General features: G+C 65.0%; 12 protein-coding genes. 10 read left to right on the forward strand and 2 right to left on the reverse strand.

What is annotated here, in order from left to right; all coding sequences use genetic code 11:
* Positions 1 to 14: 14 nt before the first annotated feature.
* The gene (locus GXY33_03715) at positions 15 to 1268 is read right to left on the reverse strand and encodes a nucleoside transporter (GenBank protein ID NLX04235.1); all 1254 of its coding nucleotides are present in this window, start codon (positions 1266 to 1268) and stop codon (positions 15 to 17) included.
* 140 nt (positions 1269 to 1408) lie between these two features.
* Between GXY33_03715 and GXY33_03720 the strand changes: the two genes are divergently transcribed.
* From GXY33_03720 to GXY33_03750, 7 genes are all read left to right on the forward strand, one after another.
* On the forward strand, positions 1409 to 3592 hold the full coding sequence (locus GXY33_03720) for a cellulase family glycosylhydrolase (GenBank protein NLX04236.1): 2184 nt from the start codon (positions 1409 to 1411) through the stop codon (positions 3590 to 3592).
* A gap of 90 nt (positions 3593 to 3682) precedes the next feature.
* Positions 3683 to 4357, forward strand: coding sequence for an NAD(P)H-hydrate epimerase (locus GXY33_03725; GenBank protein NLX04237.1), 675 nt, complete (start codon positions 3683 to 3685; stop codon positions 4355 to 4357).
* 101 nt (positions 4358 to 4458) lie between these two features.
* The gene (locus tag GXY33_03730) at positions 4459 to 5187 is read left to right on the forward strand and encodes a pyridoxine 5'-phosphate synthase (GenBank protein ID NLX04238.1); all 729 of its coding nucleotides are present in this window, start codon (positions 4459 to 4461) and stop codon (positions 5185 to 5187) included.
* A 29-nt stretch (positions 5188 to 5216) separates the two neighbouring features.
* Positions 5217 to 6092 carry a 4-hydroxy-tetrahydrodipicolinate synthase gene (locus tag GXY33_03735; GenBank protein ID NLX04239.1) on the forward strand — a complete coding sequence of 292 codons (876 nt, stop codon included), beginning with the start codon at positions 5217 to 5219 and terminating at the stop codon, positions 6090 to 6092.
* Positions 6093 to 6117: 25 nt separating this feature from the next.
* Complete coding sequence (locus tag GXY33_03740; GenBank protein NLX04240.1) at positions 6118 to 6669, forward strand: hypothetical protein; 552 nt, start codon at positions 6118 to 6120, stop codon at positions 6667 to 6669.
* A gap of 128 nt (positions 6670 to 6797) precedes the next feature.
* Positions 6798 to 7139: a DUF202 domain-containing protein gene (locus GXY33_03745; protein NLX04241.1), complete on the forward strand. Its 342-nt coding sequence runs from the start codon at positions 6798 to 6800 to the stop codon at positions 7137 to 7139.
* A 24-nt stretch (positions 7140 to 7163) separates the two neighbouring features.
* Positions 7164 to 9638 (forward strand): alpha-mannosidase, encoded by a 2475-nt coding sequence (locus GXY33_03750; GenBank protein NLX04242.1) that lies wholly within the window; start codon positions 7164 to 7166, stop codon positions 9636 to 9638.
* Positions 9639 to 9648: 10 nt separating this feature from the next.
* Here GXY33_03750 and ribA read toward each other — a convergent pair whose 3' ends face one another.
* On the reverse strand, positions 9649 to 10908 hold the full coding sequence (gene ribA, locus GXY33_03755; protein NLX04243.1) for a GTP cyclohydrolase II: 1260 nt from the start codon (positions 10906 to 10908) through the stop codon (positions 9649 to 9651).
* A gap of 122 nt (positions 10909 to 11030) precedes the next feature.
* Between ribA and GXY33_03760 the strand changes: the two genes are divergently transcribed.
* The 3 genes from GXY33_03760 to GXY33_03770 all read left to right on the forward strand — a co-directional run.
* On the forward strand, positions 11031 to 11729 hold the full coding sequence (locus GXY33_03760) for an MgtC/SapB family protein (GenBank protein ID NLX04244.1): 699 nt from the start codon (positions 11031 to 11033) through the stop codon (positions 11727 to 11729).
* Positions 11730 to 11780: 51 nt separating this feature from the next.
* Positions 11781 to 12698 carry a class I SAM-dependent methyltransferase gene (locus GXY33_03765; protein NLX04245.1) on the forward strand — a complete coding sequence of 306 codons (918 nt, stop codon included), beginning with the start codon at positions 11781 to 11783 and terminating at the stop codon, positions 12696 to 12698.
* A 7-nt stretch (positions 12699 to 12705) separates the two neighbouring features.
* Positions 12706 to 13402: class I SAM-dependent methyltransferase (locus GXY33_03770; protein ID NLX04246.1), on the forward strand; the 697-nt coding region annotated here is incomplete at its 3' end.

Genomic DNA, 13402 nt, shown 5'->3' on the forward strand with positions numbered 1-13402 from the left:
CGGAGGCGTCGCGGTTATCCGGTGTAGCAGACGCCGGCGACGGCGCCGGTCATCATGGAGGCGATGGTGCCGGCCAGGAGAGCCCGCCAGGCGACTTTGGCCAGGTCTTTTCTGCGTTCGGGCACGAGGGCGGCGGTGCCCCCGATATAGATTGCGACGGAGGCGACGTGGGCGAAGCCGCAAAGGGCGTAGACGGAGATGAGGGCGGCGCGCGGACCGATCAGGCCGTCGCGGGTCCAGGCCGCCAGGCGGTTGTAGCTGACGACCTCGGTGGCGATGGTGCGGGTGCCGAGCAGCTCGGCGACCTTGTCGGCGTCGTCCCAGGGAACGCCCATCATCAGGGCGAAAGGGCGGAACGCGTAGCCGAGCAGCGTCTCCAATTGCACATTGGCCAGCCAGCCGAGCAGAGAATTGGCCACCGCGAGCAGGCCGAGGAACGCGATGAGCAGGGCGACGATGCCGACGATCAGGCGGACGCCGTCCATGGCCCCGTTGATGACGGCGTCGGTGGCGCTGCTGTGACCGGCGGTGTGGACGGGCGGAACGTGGCCCATGGTCTCGGGTCGGCCGTCTTCGGGCCAGACCAGTTTGGCGGCGACGAGTGCGGCAGGGGCGCCGAGGACGGAGGCGGCCATGAGGTGGCCGGCGGCGTCTTCGACCACGCCGGTCAGGTAGGCCACGTAGAGGGCCAGGATGTTGGTGGCCACGGTAGAGAGGCCGGCGGTCATCAGGGCATGGAGCTCCGAGTCGGTCATCTTCAGAAGGTAGGGTCGGATAGCGGTCGCCGATTCGACGCCGGTGAAGATCTGGCCGGCGGTGTACAAGGCCTCGGCCCCGGAGACCCGCATGGTCCTGGCGAAGACCCAGGCGAACGCGCGGACCACAGCGGGCAGGATCCGCAGGTAGTAGAGCAGGGCCATGAAGGCGGAGAAAAAGATGATGACGGGAAAGCCCTGGAAAATCAGGAAGAAGCCCAACGACCGCCGATCCGGCGGGCTGATCGCCAGGTTGCCGAAGACGAACTCGACGCCTTCATTGCCCAGGGCGATCAGGCGGACGATGGTTTGACCGGCGGCCCAGAGGGCGTCGCGACCGACCGGTGACTGGAAGACGAACAGGCCGAACGCCAGTTGCAGGACGGTGGCCCAGACGATCAGCCGCCAGTTGACGTTGCGCCGGTTGCGCGAGACCGCCCACGCGGTCGCCATCAGTCCGAAGAGCCCAGCCAGACTTACCAGGTTGTAGATCGTCACGTTCGTCTCCGCCATTCGCCGTTTTGCCGCTTGCCCTGCCAGTATCCAGCGGGTGGTTGCGGGTGTCAAGGATTGCGGTCGCGGCTTGACTATCAGGCGATGCCGCCGTAATGTGAGCGGCGGTTGCGGCGCCGGAGCTTTTTCCGAGGGTCATCATGATTGAGGAAGGCAGGACGTTTGTCTACGGGACTCACTACTGGCGGCCGCCCACGCCGCTGCGAGATACGCACGAGCGGAACCTGGCCCACATCAAGCACGACCTGGGGTTTGACCTCGTCAAGTTCCGGATGCTGTGGAACTGGCACCATCGGGAGCCGGAGCGGTTCGCGTTCGACGAAGTCCACGAGATGTTCGACATCTGCGACCGGATCGGGCTGGCGGTGCTGATCGAGGTGAACCTGGAGTCGGCGCCATACTGGCTGGAGCGGGTTCATCCGGAGGCGAGGTACGTCAACGCCAACGGCCGGGCGATCGAACTGGGCAGCCAGGAGGCGACGCCGGGCGGCGGGCATCCGGGATTGTGCTTTCACCATCCGACGGTGGTCGAAGAGGCCCAGAGGTATCTGGTGCGGTTGGTGGACGAGTTCAAGGGGCGGCCCAGCCTGTACGCCTATGACTGCTGGAACGAGCCGCACCTGGAGCCGGCGTGGTGCAATATGATGTGGGGAAACACGGGCGATTTCACATTCTGCTACTGCGACGGTTCGCGGCGGGAGTTTCGGCAGTGGCTCCAGGGCGTCTACGGTGAGATCGACGTGTTCAACGAGGCGTGGGGCCGGGCGTACACGGATTTCGAGCAGGTCAGTCCGCCGATTCTGCAGGGGAACTATGCCGACTGGCTGGACTGGTTTCGGTTCTGGTTCGATTCACTGGCCGAGAACATGGCCTGGCGGGTGCGGACGATCAAGGGACGCGATCCGAATCGGCAGGTCATCAGCCATTCCGGCGCGGTGCCGCCGGTGTTGCCGCGGGCGGGCGCGGTGATCCACAACTGGAAGTTCGCCGAGCCGGTGGACAAGTGGGGTACGAGCTTCGCGCCGCAGGCGTTCGGCTGGCCGCTCTCGACGTGCGCAATGGTGGCCGAGGTGACGCGCGGGGCGGCGCGGGGCAAGGACTTCTGGATCAGCGAAATGCCGGGCGGGGCGTCGAACATACGCGGTTTCCGCCGGAGTTGGCCGCCGCAGCCGGAACACTACCGGCTGTGGAACTGGTTGACGGCGGCTCACGGATCGCGAGGAACGATGCACTGGTCGTATCTGCCGGAGCGGACGGGCCAGGAGGCGGGCGGGTACGGGATGATGCGGCCGGACGGGACGGACAATCCGCGGTCGTTGGCGATCGCCGAGACAGCGCGGCGGCTGAAGCGGCACGAGGACGTGATCATGGGCTGGACGCCTCCGACGCAGGTGGCGGTGCTGTACGATCCGGACATATCGAGCCTGCTGTTCGCAATGGAGTTGACGGATGAGAGGTACGGCAAGACGCACACCGGGTACTACCGGGCGATCTGGTCGGCGGACCTGCTGGCGCGGTATCTGACGCCGGAGACGCTGGATGACGTGCGCGAGCCGGTGCTGATCGCGCCGATGATGCTGGTGATGGACGATGCGACAGCGGAGAAGCTGGCACGGTACGTACGGGACGGCGGGACGCTGATCCTGGAGACGCGGACCGGGCTTTTCGACCGGCACGGGTACATGCGGGCGACGCTGCCGGCGGGGGCGCTGGCGGAAGCGGCGGGCGTGGTCGAGGGCGAAGCGGTCTGTTCGGATCCGGAGAACCAGCCGACGGTTCCGACCGCGGACGGGCGGATTCTGGTCGATCCGGACGCCGACCTGCCCGATCTGGACCCGATTTCGCTGGGTCCGCCGATCGCGTTCAGCGAACCGGTCAAGACCTCGGTTCGGGCACATGGCTACCTTGCCCCGCTGGAACTGCGCGGAGCGAGGCCGATCGCGGCGTGGGGGAGCCTGACGCTTGGCGCTCACCATGCGTACGGGCGTGGGCAGGTGTATACGATCGGCACGTACCTGGGACTGGCGATGGACAAGCGGATCGCCGAAGCGGTGGACCTCGTGCGGACGATCCTGTTGAGGCACGCGAGGCCGGTCGTTCGCGGCAACCGGCTTCGGCCGCGGATGATCGGAGATGGCGAGCGGGCGATTCTGGCGGTGTTCAACGACCATCGGCGCGAGGCGGTCACGGAGGCGGTGCCGGTTCCGGAGCGGTATATGATGGCGACGGATCTGTATACGCGTGAGGCGGTGGCCGTGGTCGGTCAGGCCGTGGAGTTGACGGTTCCGGCTGAGGATTGCCGGATTCTGCTGCTGGAGCGGTGAGGGACGTTTGCCCTGTCGTTTTGCGTTTGATTCGCCTTTGGGCGGCATTTAACATGGGTGAAATACACGGGTAATCACGGGGGTGTTGAGATGGAAAAGCGAATTCTGACCCGAGAGCAGGTCCGCAGCATCGACAAGCGGGCGGTCGACGAATACGAGATGCCCAGCATCATCCTGATGGAGAATGCCGGGCGGAGCGCAGCCGACCTGATCCGGGCCGACTACGACAAGCTGGCTGTCAAGCGGGTAGCGGTCTTTGCCGGACCGGGCAACAACGGCGGCGACGGGTTTGTGATCGCCCGGCACCTGCATAACGCCGGATGGCGGGTGCGGGTCATTCTGACGGTTGCCGAGTCGCAGCTCAAGGGCGACGCGCAGACGAACTACCGGATCATCCGGCACGCGGCAATTCCGATCGAGACGGTTGACGTCGCGGATGGGACGCTTAAGTGGACGGAACTGGTGGTCGACGCGCTGTTGGGGACGGGGTTTTCCGGCGAGGTGCGTTCGCCGCTGGATGAGTTGATCGACAAGATCAACGACTCGGGCAAACCGGTGATCGCGGTGGACACGCCGTCGGGCTTGGACTGCCAGACGGGCTGGCCAGCCAGGAGCGCCATTCGGGCGTCGATGACGGTGACGTTCGTCGCGATCAAGTCGGGTCTGGTCGAGCAGACCGCACAAGGATACGTGGGCAACGTGGTGACGGCGGATATCGGAGTACCGAAGGAACTGATCGACAAAGTCACCGCGGGCGGGTCCTGATCGGCTTGGTTTTGGCGGGCGCAGTCGCTCGGGGCAAAAGCGTTGCCATCGGCCGGGTTCGGTCTTATGATAGGGGGGTCTTGTGAACCAGGAGGCAGACTATGGCTGGTTTGGGCGTGAATATCGACCACGTCGCGACGGTTCGTCAGGCCCGTCGGACGGATGAACCCGATCCGGTATGGGCGGCCGTCGAGGCGGAACTCGGCGGGGCCGACGGGATCACCGTGCACCTGCGCGAGGACCGGCGGCACATCAATGACCGGGACGTCGAGCTGCTGCGGCGGACGGTGGCGGTCAAGCTGAACCTGGAGATGTCGATCCAGCCGAAGATCGTATCGATCGCGGCCGACGTGAAACCCGACCAGTGCACTCTGGTGCCTGAAAAGCGAGAGGAGATCACGACCGAGGGCGGCTTGGACGTGGTGAAGCTCAAACGGCGGGTCGGTGTGGCGGTGGACCGGCTGCACAAGGCCGGGTGCGAAGTCAGCGCGTTCATCGAGCCGGCCGAGGATCAGCTTCGGACGTGCGCCAATCTCGGATTCGATGCGGTGGAACTGTGGACCGGTGGTTTCGCGAATGCCAAAACCTCCAGGGCCAGGCAACTGGCCCTGGGGGCGCTGGCCAAGTCGCTCGACCTGGGCCTGGAACTGGGGCTGGTGGTTCACGGCGGGCACGGACTGACGTATCGGAATATCGAGCCGGTGGCGCGGATGCCCGGTTTTGCCGAATTCAATATCGGCCATACGATCATTTCGCGGGCGGTCTTTGTCGGCCTCCGTGAGGCGGTTCGCCAGATGAAGGAACTGCTGATCCGGTTTGGGCCGAAGTAGGTTTTCGATCTTTGGAGGTTACGACAGAGATGTTCAGCGGAACGTACGTCGCGCTGGTTACGCCGTTCAAGAACGGCAAGGTCGATTTCAACACGCTCGATCGGCTGGTGGACATGCACGTGGAGGCGGGAATCGCCGGAGTCGTCCCGTGCGGGACGACCGGCGAATCGCCTACGCTCGACCACCAGGAGCACGATCAGGTCATCGAACGCGTGGTCAAGCGGGCGGGCAAGCGGATCCACGTGATGGCGGGGACCGGGTCGAACTCGACGGCCGAGGCGATCCAACTTACCAAACACGCGGAGGCGGCGGGTGCGGACAGTTCGCTCCAGGTCGCCCCGTACTACAACAAGCCGACGCAGAAGGGGCTCTACGAGCACTACAAAGCGATCGCGGAGTCGACGTCGTTGCCGATCGTGATCTACAACATTCCCGGCCGATGCGGCGTCGAGATTGCGGTCGAGACGCTGGTCGAGCTGTCGAGGATCAAGAACATCGTCGCGGTCAAGCACGCGACCGGTTCGATGGACGGGGCCTCAGCCCTGCGGACGGCGTGTGACCTGGAGATCCTCTCGGGCGACGATTCGATGACGCTGCCGCTGATGAGCATCGGCGGGACGGGCGTGATCTCGGTGATCGCCAACGTCGTCCCCGGCGACGTGAAGGCGATGACGGACGCGGCGTTGGCCGGCGACTTCCGGACGGCGGAGCGGCTTCACCGCAAGATGTTCGCCCTGGCCAAGGGCATGCTGTCGCTGGCGACAAATCCGATCCCGGTGAAGTCGGCGATGGCGATGCTGGGAATGTGTGAGGGAGAGCTTCGACTGCCGCTGTGGCCGATGGATGAGCCGCAGCAGAAGAAGCTGCGGGCGGCGTTGGTGGAGTATGGGTTGCTCAAGGGATGAAAGAACCTTTTAGAAGGGGAGATACATGTCCAGGTACAGACGGCTGTTGGTGCTGATCGCGATGCCGGTGGTTCTGTCGGGCTGCTCGACTGCGGCCAAGGAGGCCTACTATACGGTTCGCGGTCCGCAGGCGAACGTTCTGGTCATTCGTCCGGTGGCGGATACCCTGGCCGGGTATGACAGTTTCACCGTCGAGCCGATCGTCAGCGAGTTGGAGGGGGTGCTGCCGGCTGGGACGCCGCAGCTCGTCCAGGATCGGATCGCGGTCCGGCTCCAGCGCAAGACGCGGTTGGAGAACACCGGCTCGAGGCCGATCGTGATCAAGGGGCAGATCGTGTACGCCGAGATCAAGGGGATCGGCGGCACGCTGGCCAGTCCGGGACAGGAGTTGGTCTGCCACATCGCCCTGTTCGACTCGGCTGACAACCTGCTGGGCTGGGCCGCCATCGCGGGCAAGACCAAATCGCGCGTGCGCGGAACGCTGGACGAGGACGCCTTGGCCGAAGGGGTCGCCAAAGGGGTCGAGGAGTGGCTGACCGACAACGGCGTTCCGGACCGTGAAGAGGACAAGGAGTAGCCGTCGTAGCGGCACAGAACGCGTGGAAGACGGGGAGACCTGCCCGGAGAGCGGATTCGCATCGAAACCGCCGGCCGTTCCTGCTACAATTGGCGTGTTCGTTTACGACGGCGTTCCGGAGAGCCAAGATGTCCAAGACCCCCTATTCCGCATTCGCGAACGGTAACCTGATCCTGCGCGACCTGCTGGCGATCGACCGGACGGTGCTGGCCAACGAGCGGACGTACCTGGCGTACGTCCGGACGGCGCTGGCGTTGATCATCACCGGGGCGTCGTTCATTCACTTTCTTAACTGGATTCCGGGGCAACTGGTCGGCTGGGCGATGGTCCCGATGGGCGTGGTCATCCTGGTCATCGGAACATGGCGATATCGCCAGGTCAAGATCGACATTGAGCAGGTTCGCAACCTGCCTCCGCATCCCAACTATGCCGCAACCGGGCAGAAAACCGGCGACGAGGCGGATATTTAACCCCACTTCTGAAGGTTCACCGACATGAAAACGATGCATCTGATCTGCAATGCGCACCTGGACCCCGTCTGGCTGTGGCAATGGCCGGAGGGCGCAGCCGAGGCGGTTTCGACATTCCGCGTGGCCGCCGACCTGTGCGAGCGGTTCGACGCCTTCATCTTCAACCACAATGAGGTGATCCTGTACCGCTGGGTTGAGGAGTACGAGCCGCCGTTGTTCGCCCGCATCCAGGACCTGGTGCGCCGCGGACGGTGGCACATCATGGGCGGATGGCATCTTCAGCCGGACTGCAATATGCCGTGCGGCGAGTCGTTCGTCCGGCAGGGCCTGACGGGCTTGGGCTATTTCCGCGAGAAGTTTGGCATCCGGCCGACCACGGCGATCAACTTCGATCCGTTCGGCCACTCGCGCGGGTTGGTCCAGATTCTGGCGAAGCTCGGGTACGATTCGTACCTGATCTGCCGGCCGGACCAGCGGCAGTGTCCGCTGCCCGCGGACGTGTTTCGGTGGGTCGGGCTGGACGGTTCCACATTGGTGGTTCATCGTTCGGCCGGCTACAATTCGCACCTGGGCCAGTCGCGTGAGAGAGTGGAGAGCCATCTGCGCGACCAGGCGGAGCGGGCGGTCGGCATGACGCTGTGGGGAGTGGGGAACCACGGCGGCGGGCCGTCGCGGTTGGACCTGGAGCAGTTGACGGAACTGATCGGCCGTACGCAGGAGCCGGCGATCCGTCACTCGACGCCGGAGGCGTACTTCGCCGAGCTGCGCGAGGGCGGTCCGGACCTGCCGCGGGTGGAGAAAGACCTGAATCCGTTCTCGGTCGGTTGCTATACATCGCAGATCCGCGTCAAGCAGGGGCACAGGCGCCTTGAGAACGAGCTGTACGCGACGGAAAAGATGCTTAGCGCCGCGGCGCTGCAGGGGCTGCTCGCGTATCCGCGGGCGGAGCTGGACGAGGCCCTGGCGGACCTGTTGACCTGCCAGTTCCACGACATCCTGCCGGGTTCGTCGATCGAGCCGGCCGAGGCGGACGCCCTGCGCCTGATGGATCATGGGCTGGAGATTCTCTCCCGCCTCAAGGCGCGGGCGTTCTTCGCGCTCGCCTCGGGCCAGCCGAAGGCCGAGCCGGACCACTACCCGATCCTCGTTTACAACCCGCATCCATTCCCGGTCGAGGCGGTGCTTGAGGCCGAATTTCAGCTTGCCGACCAGAATTGGAAAGACGAGTTCTCCATGCCGGTGGTGTGCCGCGACGGCGAGTCAACGCCGTGCCAGCCGGAAAAGGAGGAGGCAAACCTCAACCTCGATTGGCGCAAACGCACGGTGTTCTCGGCCACGCTGGCCCCTTCGCAGATGAACCGGTTCGACTGCACGATCAAGGTTCTGCCGCGAAAGCCAAAACCGAGCGTCAAGGCCCGCGAGGGCATCTTTGCGTTCGAGACGGACGACCTGGACGTTGCCATCGGTGCGCGGACGGGACTGATCGAGCGCTGCCGCATCGGCGGAGTCGACGTCCTGAAAGCCGGAGCGGGCGCGGGTCTGGTGATCGCCGACAACGAGGACTCGTGGGGAATGACGGTCGATCGGTTCGAGGAGGTCGTCGGGGCTTTCAAGCTCGCCTCAGCCGGGCAGGCGGCGAAGATCGCGGGCGTTCGCAGGACGCGACTGGCCCCGGTGCGGGTGATTGAGGACGGCGACGTTCGCACCGTCATCGAATCGATCTTCGTCTACGGCAACTCGGCGCTGGTGCAGCGGTACAAGCTGCCGAAGCGCGGGCGGCAAATCGAGTTGGAGCTTCGGGTCCATTGGAACGAGAGGAACCGAATGCTCAAACTGACGCTGCCCAACATGCTGGAAGGGATCGAGTTCATCGGGCAGACCGCCTATGGCCATCAGCCGTTGCCCGCCGACGGACGCGAGGCGGTGGCCCAGAAGTGGGTGGCGGTGCTGGACCAGCGGCGCGACGTGGCGCTGACGTGCATCAACGAAGGGACGTACGGATGCGACTGCCGCGACGGCGAATTGCGGCTTTCGCTGCTGCGGTCGGCGGCCTATTCCGGCCACCCGATCCTGGATCGGCCCATCGTCCCGCAGGATCGGTACCTCTCGCGGATCGACCAGGGTCTGCGGACGTTCCGACTCGTCCTCTCAGCCGGTCCGGTTGAAGGCGAGTTGGAGACGATCGATCGCCGCGCGCTGGCGTACAACGAGAAGCCGTACGTTCTGGCGTTTTCGCCGTCGGGTCAGGGCAAGACGCTCGAGTCGCTGGCGACACTGTCGGATATGGCGGTGCAGATCGCCGCGTTCAAGATGGCGGAGAAGGGCGACGCCTTTGTCATCCGTCTGTTCAACCCGACCGCCGGGCCTCGTCGGACGACGTTGCGGCTGCCGATCCTCAACTTGGAACAAGACGTTTCGCTGTCGGCTTTTGAGATCCGGACGCTGAAGCTTGACGCGAAGGCGCGGACGCTGGCCGAGTCGACATTGCTTGAGGACTGAGCCGGATCGGCTAGTCCAGCAGGTGGCCCATCTTGGTCTTCTTGGTGGCCTGGTAGTGCCGGTTAGCGGCCTGCGGCGGGATCTGGATCGGGGCCTGTCCGACCACCTTAAGGCCGTAGACTTCGAGACGCGAAGTCTTCTTGGGGTTGTTGGTGAGGATCCGCACCTGTCGGCAGCCGAGGTCGCGGAGGATCTGGGCGCCGATGCCGTAGTCGCGCCGGTCGGCTGCGAACCCGAGTCGCAGGTTGGCCTCGACGGTGTCCAAGCCGCGTTCCTGGAGGGCGTAGGCGTGGAGCTTGTTGGCCAGGCCGATGCCGCGCCCCTCCTGCCTCAGGTAGACGACCGCCCCTTCGCCAGCCTCGGCGATCATCTTCATGGCGGACTGCAACTGCTCGCCGCAGTCGCACCGCATCGAGGCGAACACGTCGCCGGTGAGGCACTCCGAGTGGACCCGCACGAGGACCGGACGGTCGACCACCACCGGTTCGCCCTGCTCGTCGAGGCGGCCCAGTTCGCCCATCGAAAGGGCCACGTGCGTGTGCTCGTCGGCCGGGCAGTGGTAGGCGGTCAGTTTGAACTCGCCGAACGGCGTGGGCAGGCTGACCTGTTCGATTCGTTTGACCAGGTGTTCCCGCTGCATCCGGTGCTGGATCAGGTCGGCCACGGAGCATATCCGCAGGCCGTGGCGCGTGGCGAACTCGATCAGGTCGCCCATGCGGGCCATGGTGCCGTCTTCGTTCATGATCTCAATGATGACCGCAGCGGGCTTGAGGCCGGCCAGGCGCGCCAGGTCGACCGAACCTTCGGTCTGGCCGGCTCGCACGAGCACGCCGCCGTCGCGGGCTCGCAGAGGGTTGATATGCCCGGGCCGGGTGAAGTCGGCGGCTTTGGCGTCGTCGGCGACCGCCCGCAGAATCGTCGTGGCGCGGTCGGAGGCGGAGACGCCGGTGGTCACGCCGAAACGGGGAGCGGCGTCGATGGTCACGGTGAACGCGGTGGCCATGGGGGCTGAGTTGTCCGGAGTCTGCGGATAGAGGTTCAGGCGGTCGCACATCTCAGCGGACATGGCCAGGCACAGGACGCCGCGGGCGTGCTTGAGCATGAAATTGACAAACTCCGGGCGCATCGCCTCAGCGGCGCAGACCAGGTCGCCTTCGTTCTCGCGGTGCTCGTCATCCACGAGGATGATCATCCGTCCGGCAGCCAGGTCGGCGGCGGCCTCGTCCACGGTCGCGAATACGTCTTTTCCGTTGTCGTCGGGGGTGGTCATGGCTTACTCCACGGCATTCGCTCAAAAACAAAATTATAGCGGAAAACCGCCCGGATTTCGATACGGTCGCTTGAACCGGTCTTAATAAAACGTTAACATAATTCCTCCGAGGAGGTACCGCCATGAGCCTGTTCCTTTCCGCTGCGACGTTTTCTGAGAACTACGAGGTCTTTACCCGACTGGTGTTTGCCGTGGCCGCCGGGGCGTTGGTGGGCATCGAGCGGGAGTATCACGGTCGTCCGGCGGGTCTTCGGACGCACATCCTGGTGACGCTTGGGGCCGCCTTGGTGGCGGTGATTTCCACGGAGCTTCCGACGATGAGCCTGGGGTCGCAGGAGACGCTGCGGGTCGATCCGGGCCGGATTGCCGCGGGCGTGGTCACCGGCATCGGCTTTTTGGGCGCCGGAGCGATCATCCGTATCGGCGTGACCGCCCGCGGTCTGACCACGGCGGCGTCGCTGTGGTGCATGGCCGGAGTGGGCATGGCCTTTGGGTTCGGTTTCCACGTGGTTGGCTCGGCGGCCGTGGTGCTGGTTCTGATCACGCTGTTTCTGATCGGGGCGGCGGAAAAGGGGATTGCGCGGCACTGGTACAAGACGGTGGAGGTGACGGTCGATGGGCCGATGAGCCACATCGATGACTTGAACGGGCGGTTCAAGAAGCACGACTGGCGGATCATCGACCTGAAGATCAGCAAGCGCAAGGAAGAGCCGGTTCTGAAGCTGGCCTATGACATGCGGCTGAACGCCAAGCACGACGTTGAGACGCTGGTTGGCGTGCTCAGCGAAGTCGACTTCGTGCGAGATTTCAGCGTCAGTTGATCGACCGGCCGGGTAGGATCAAACCTCGCTGTCTTTGTTTGGGATGCGCCCGTGTCTGAGAACCTCACATTGCCGGCCGGCGGGTTCGGCCCGCGTCAACTCGACTATCAATGGTACGATGCCATCCGCGCCGAGTTGGTGCGCGGGCGGATCGCGGGGGCCGGGCGGGTGCTCGACGTGGGCTGCGGATGCGGCGGGACGTTGTTGGGGTTGGCCAAGCGCATCGAGGAAGGGGTCGGCGTCGATATCGACGGCAATGAGATCGCCCATGCCGAACGGGCCCGCAAGCGGCGCAAGGTTCGGAACGTGCGATTTGAGGTGGCGGACGCGGCGGAGCTTCCGTTTGCCGCGGGGAGTTTCGATGCGGTGCTCCTGCTGGGCGACGTGCTGACGTTTGCCGGTCTGTATGGCAAGCACGAGCGGGTGGTCAGTGAGGTGCGGCGGGTGCTGCGGACCGGCGGCGTGGCGGTCCATGAGAGCACCAATTGGGATTGGGCGTATCGCAATTCGCCGACGAGGGGCGTTTCGTTCGGGCGAACCGGCGACGGCGGATTCACGATGCTCCGCGGGCGCCGGAGCGAAGCGGGGCTTGAGGTCGGCCGGGAGTATCGCGTGCGGCCGGACACGCGGCTGCACCGATGGCTCGCCGGCCAGGAGTGGCCGCGGGATGATCGGGCCAGGTTGCAGATGGACGAAGCGGCGGCAATCTCGCAGCGGGATTTGGAGTTCGTGGGCCTGCGGCGATGCCGGCATTACCGCGGTCGGGATCTGATTCGTTTGTATCGCCGGGCCGGGTTCGGCGAGGTCAGGACGGTGGCCTACGGCCAGACGTACGACATCGCGGTGGAAGCGGGCCTCGACGAGGAGTTGTGGCCGGATCAGCGGGAGGCCCTGGCCAAAGCGGAGGCGGCGATCGTTTCGAGGTTGAGCCTCGGTAGCGGACCGTGGCTGTTTCTGACGGCCAGGTGAAGCCGGTATGACGCTTTGTGAGCCGGAGCAGGACATGGACGTGAGACGGTCGGCGGATTTCTACAACGCAGCGGGAGTTTGCGAGATGACCGATCCGGCCAGTGAGGCGTCGGCGTTCGCGGTCCAGAAGGTCCACGAGCCGCTGGCCCGGGAGATCCGGCCGGGCATGCGAACGCTCGATCTGGGCTGTAACGCCGGGCGGTTCTGCTTTGCCATGGAGGAGATGGGGGCGGTTCCGGTTGGGATCGACTGTGCGAATGTTCCGCTGGAGCATGCGCGGTTGCTGGCGGCAAAGCGGGGGAGCAGGTGCCGGTTCGTTCTGGGCGATCTGAACCACCTGCCGTTCGGGCCGGACGCGTTCGATCTGGCGGTATTCCCGCAGAACATCATCGAGCACAGCTACGATGCGGTTGATCGTCTGGCCGCTCGATTGACGACGGTGCTTCGCCCGGGTGGGAAGTTGTGCGTCTCGGCCAGAGACGAATTGCTCAAGCATGGTGGCGATCGGGAGTTCCTGGATCGCTACGATGCGGCGACGGGCAGAGTTGCTACGGTGTACACGATTCCCGGGAAGGGTGAGTTCGAGGGGAGCTGCCACTTCTGGACGGCGGCGTTCGCCGTTCACGTGATCGGCCGGCGCCTGAGGCCGACAACGGTCCGGCAGTTGCCGAACGGCCTGTTCTGGCTGGTCTTTGTCAACGACA

It is taken from the genome of Phycisphaerae bacterium (assembly GCA_012729815.1).
Lineage (GTDB): Bacteria > Planctomycetota > Phycisphaerae > JAAYCJ01 > JAAYCJ01 > JAAYCJ01.

Excerpts from the sequence above, each read along its gene's own strand:
- GXY33_03715 (NLX04235.1), bottom strand. The coding sequence starts at position 1,268 with ATGGCGGAGACGAACGTGACGATCTACAACCTGGTAAGTCTGGCTGGG.
- GXY33_03745 (NLX04241.1), top strand. The coding sequence starts at position 6,798 with ATGTCCAAGACCCCCTATTCCGCATTCGCGAACGGTAACCTGATCCTG.
- GXY33_03735 (NLX04239.1), top strand. The coding sequence starts at position 5,217 with ATGTTCAGCGGAACGTACGTCGCGCTGGTTACGCCGTTCAAGAACGGC.
- GXY33_03740 (NLX04240.1), top strand. The coding sequence starts at position 6,118 with ATGTCCAGGTACAGACGGCTGTTGGTGCTGATCGCGATGCCGGTGGTT.
- ribA (NLX04243.1), bottom strand. The coding sequence starts at position 10,908 with ATGACCACCCCCGACGACAACGGAAAAGACGTATTCGCGACCGTGGAC.
- GXY33_03730 (NLX04238.1), top strand. The coding sequence starts at position 4,459 with ATGGCTGGTTTGGGCGTGAATATCGACCACGTCGCGACGGTTCGTCAG.
- GXY33_03725 (NLX04237.1), top strand. The coding sequence starts at position 3,683 with ATGGAAAAGCGAATTCTGACCCGAGAGCAGGTCCGCAGCATCGACAAG.
- GXY33_03750 (NLX04242.1), top strand. The coding sequence starts at position 7,164 with ATGAAAACGATGCATCTGATCTGCAATGCGCACCTGGACCCCGTCTGG.
- GXY33_03760 (NLX04244.1), top strand. The coding sequence starts at position 11,031 with ATGAGCCTGTTCCTTTCCGCTGCGACGTTTTCTGAGAACTACGAGGTC.
- GXY33_03720 (NLX04236.1), top strand. The coding sequence starts at position 1,409 with ATGATTGAGGAAGGCAGGACGTTTGTCTACGGGACTCACTACTGGCGG.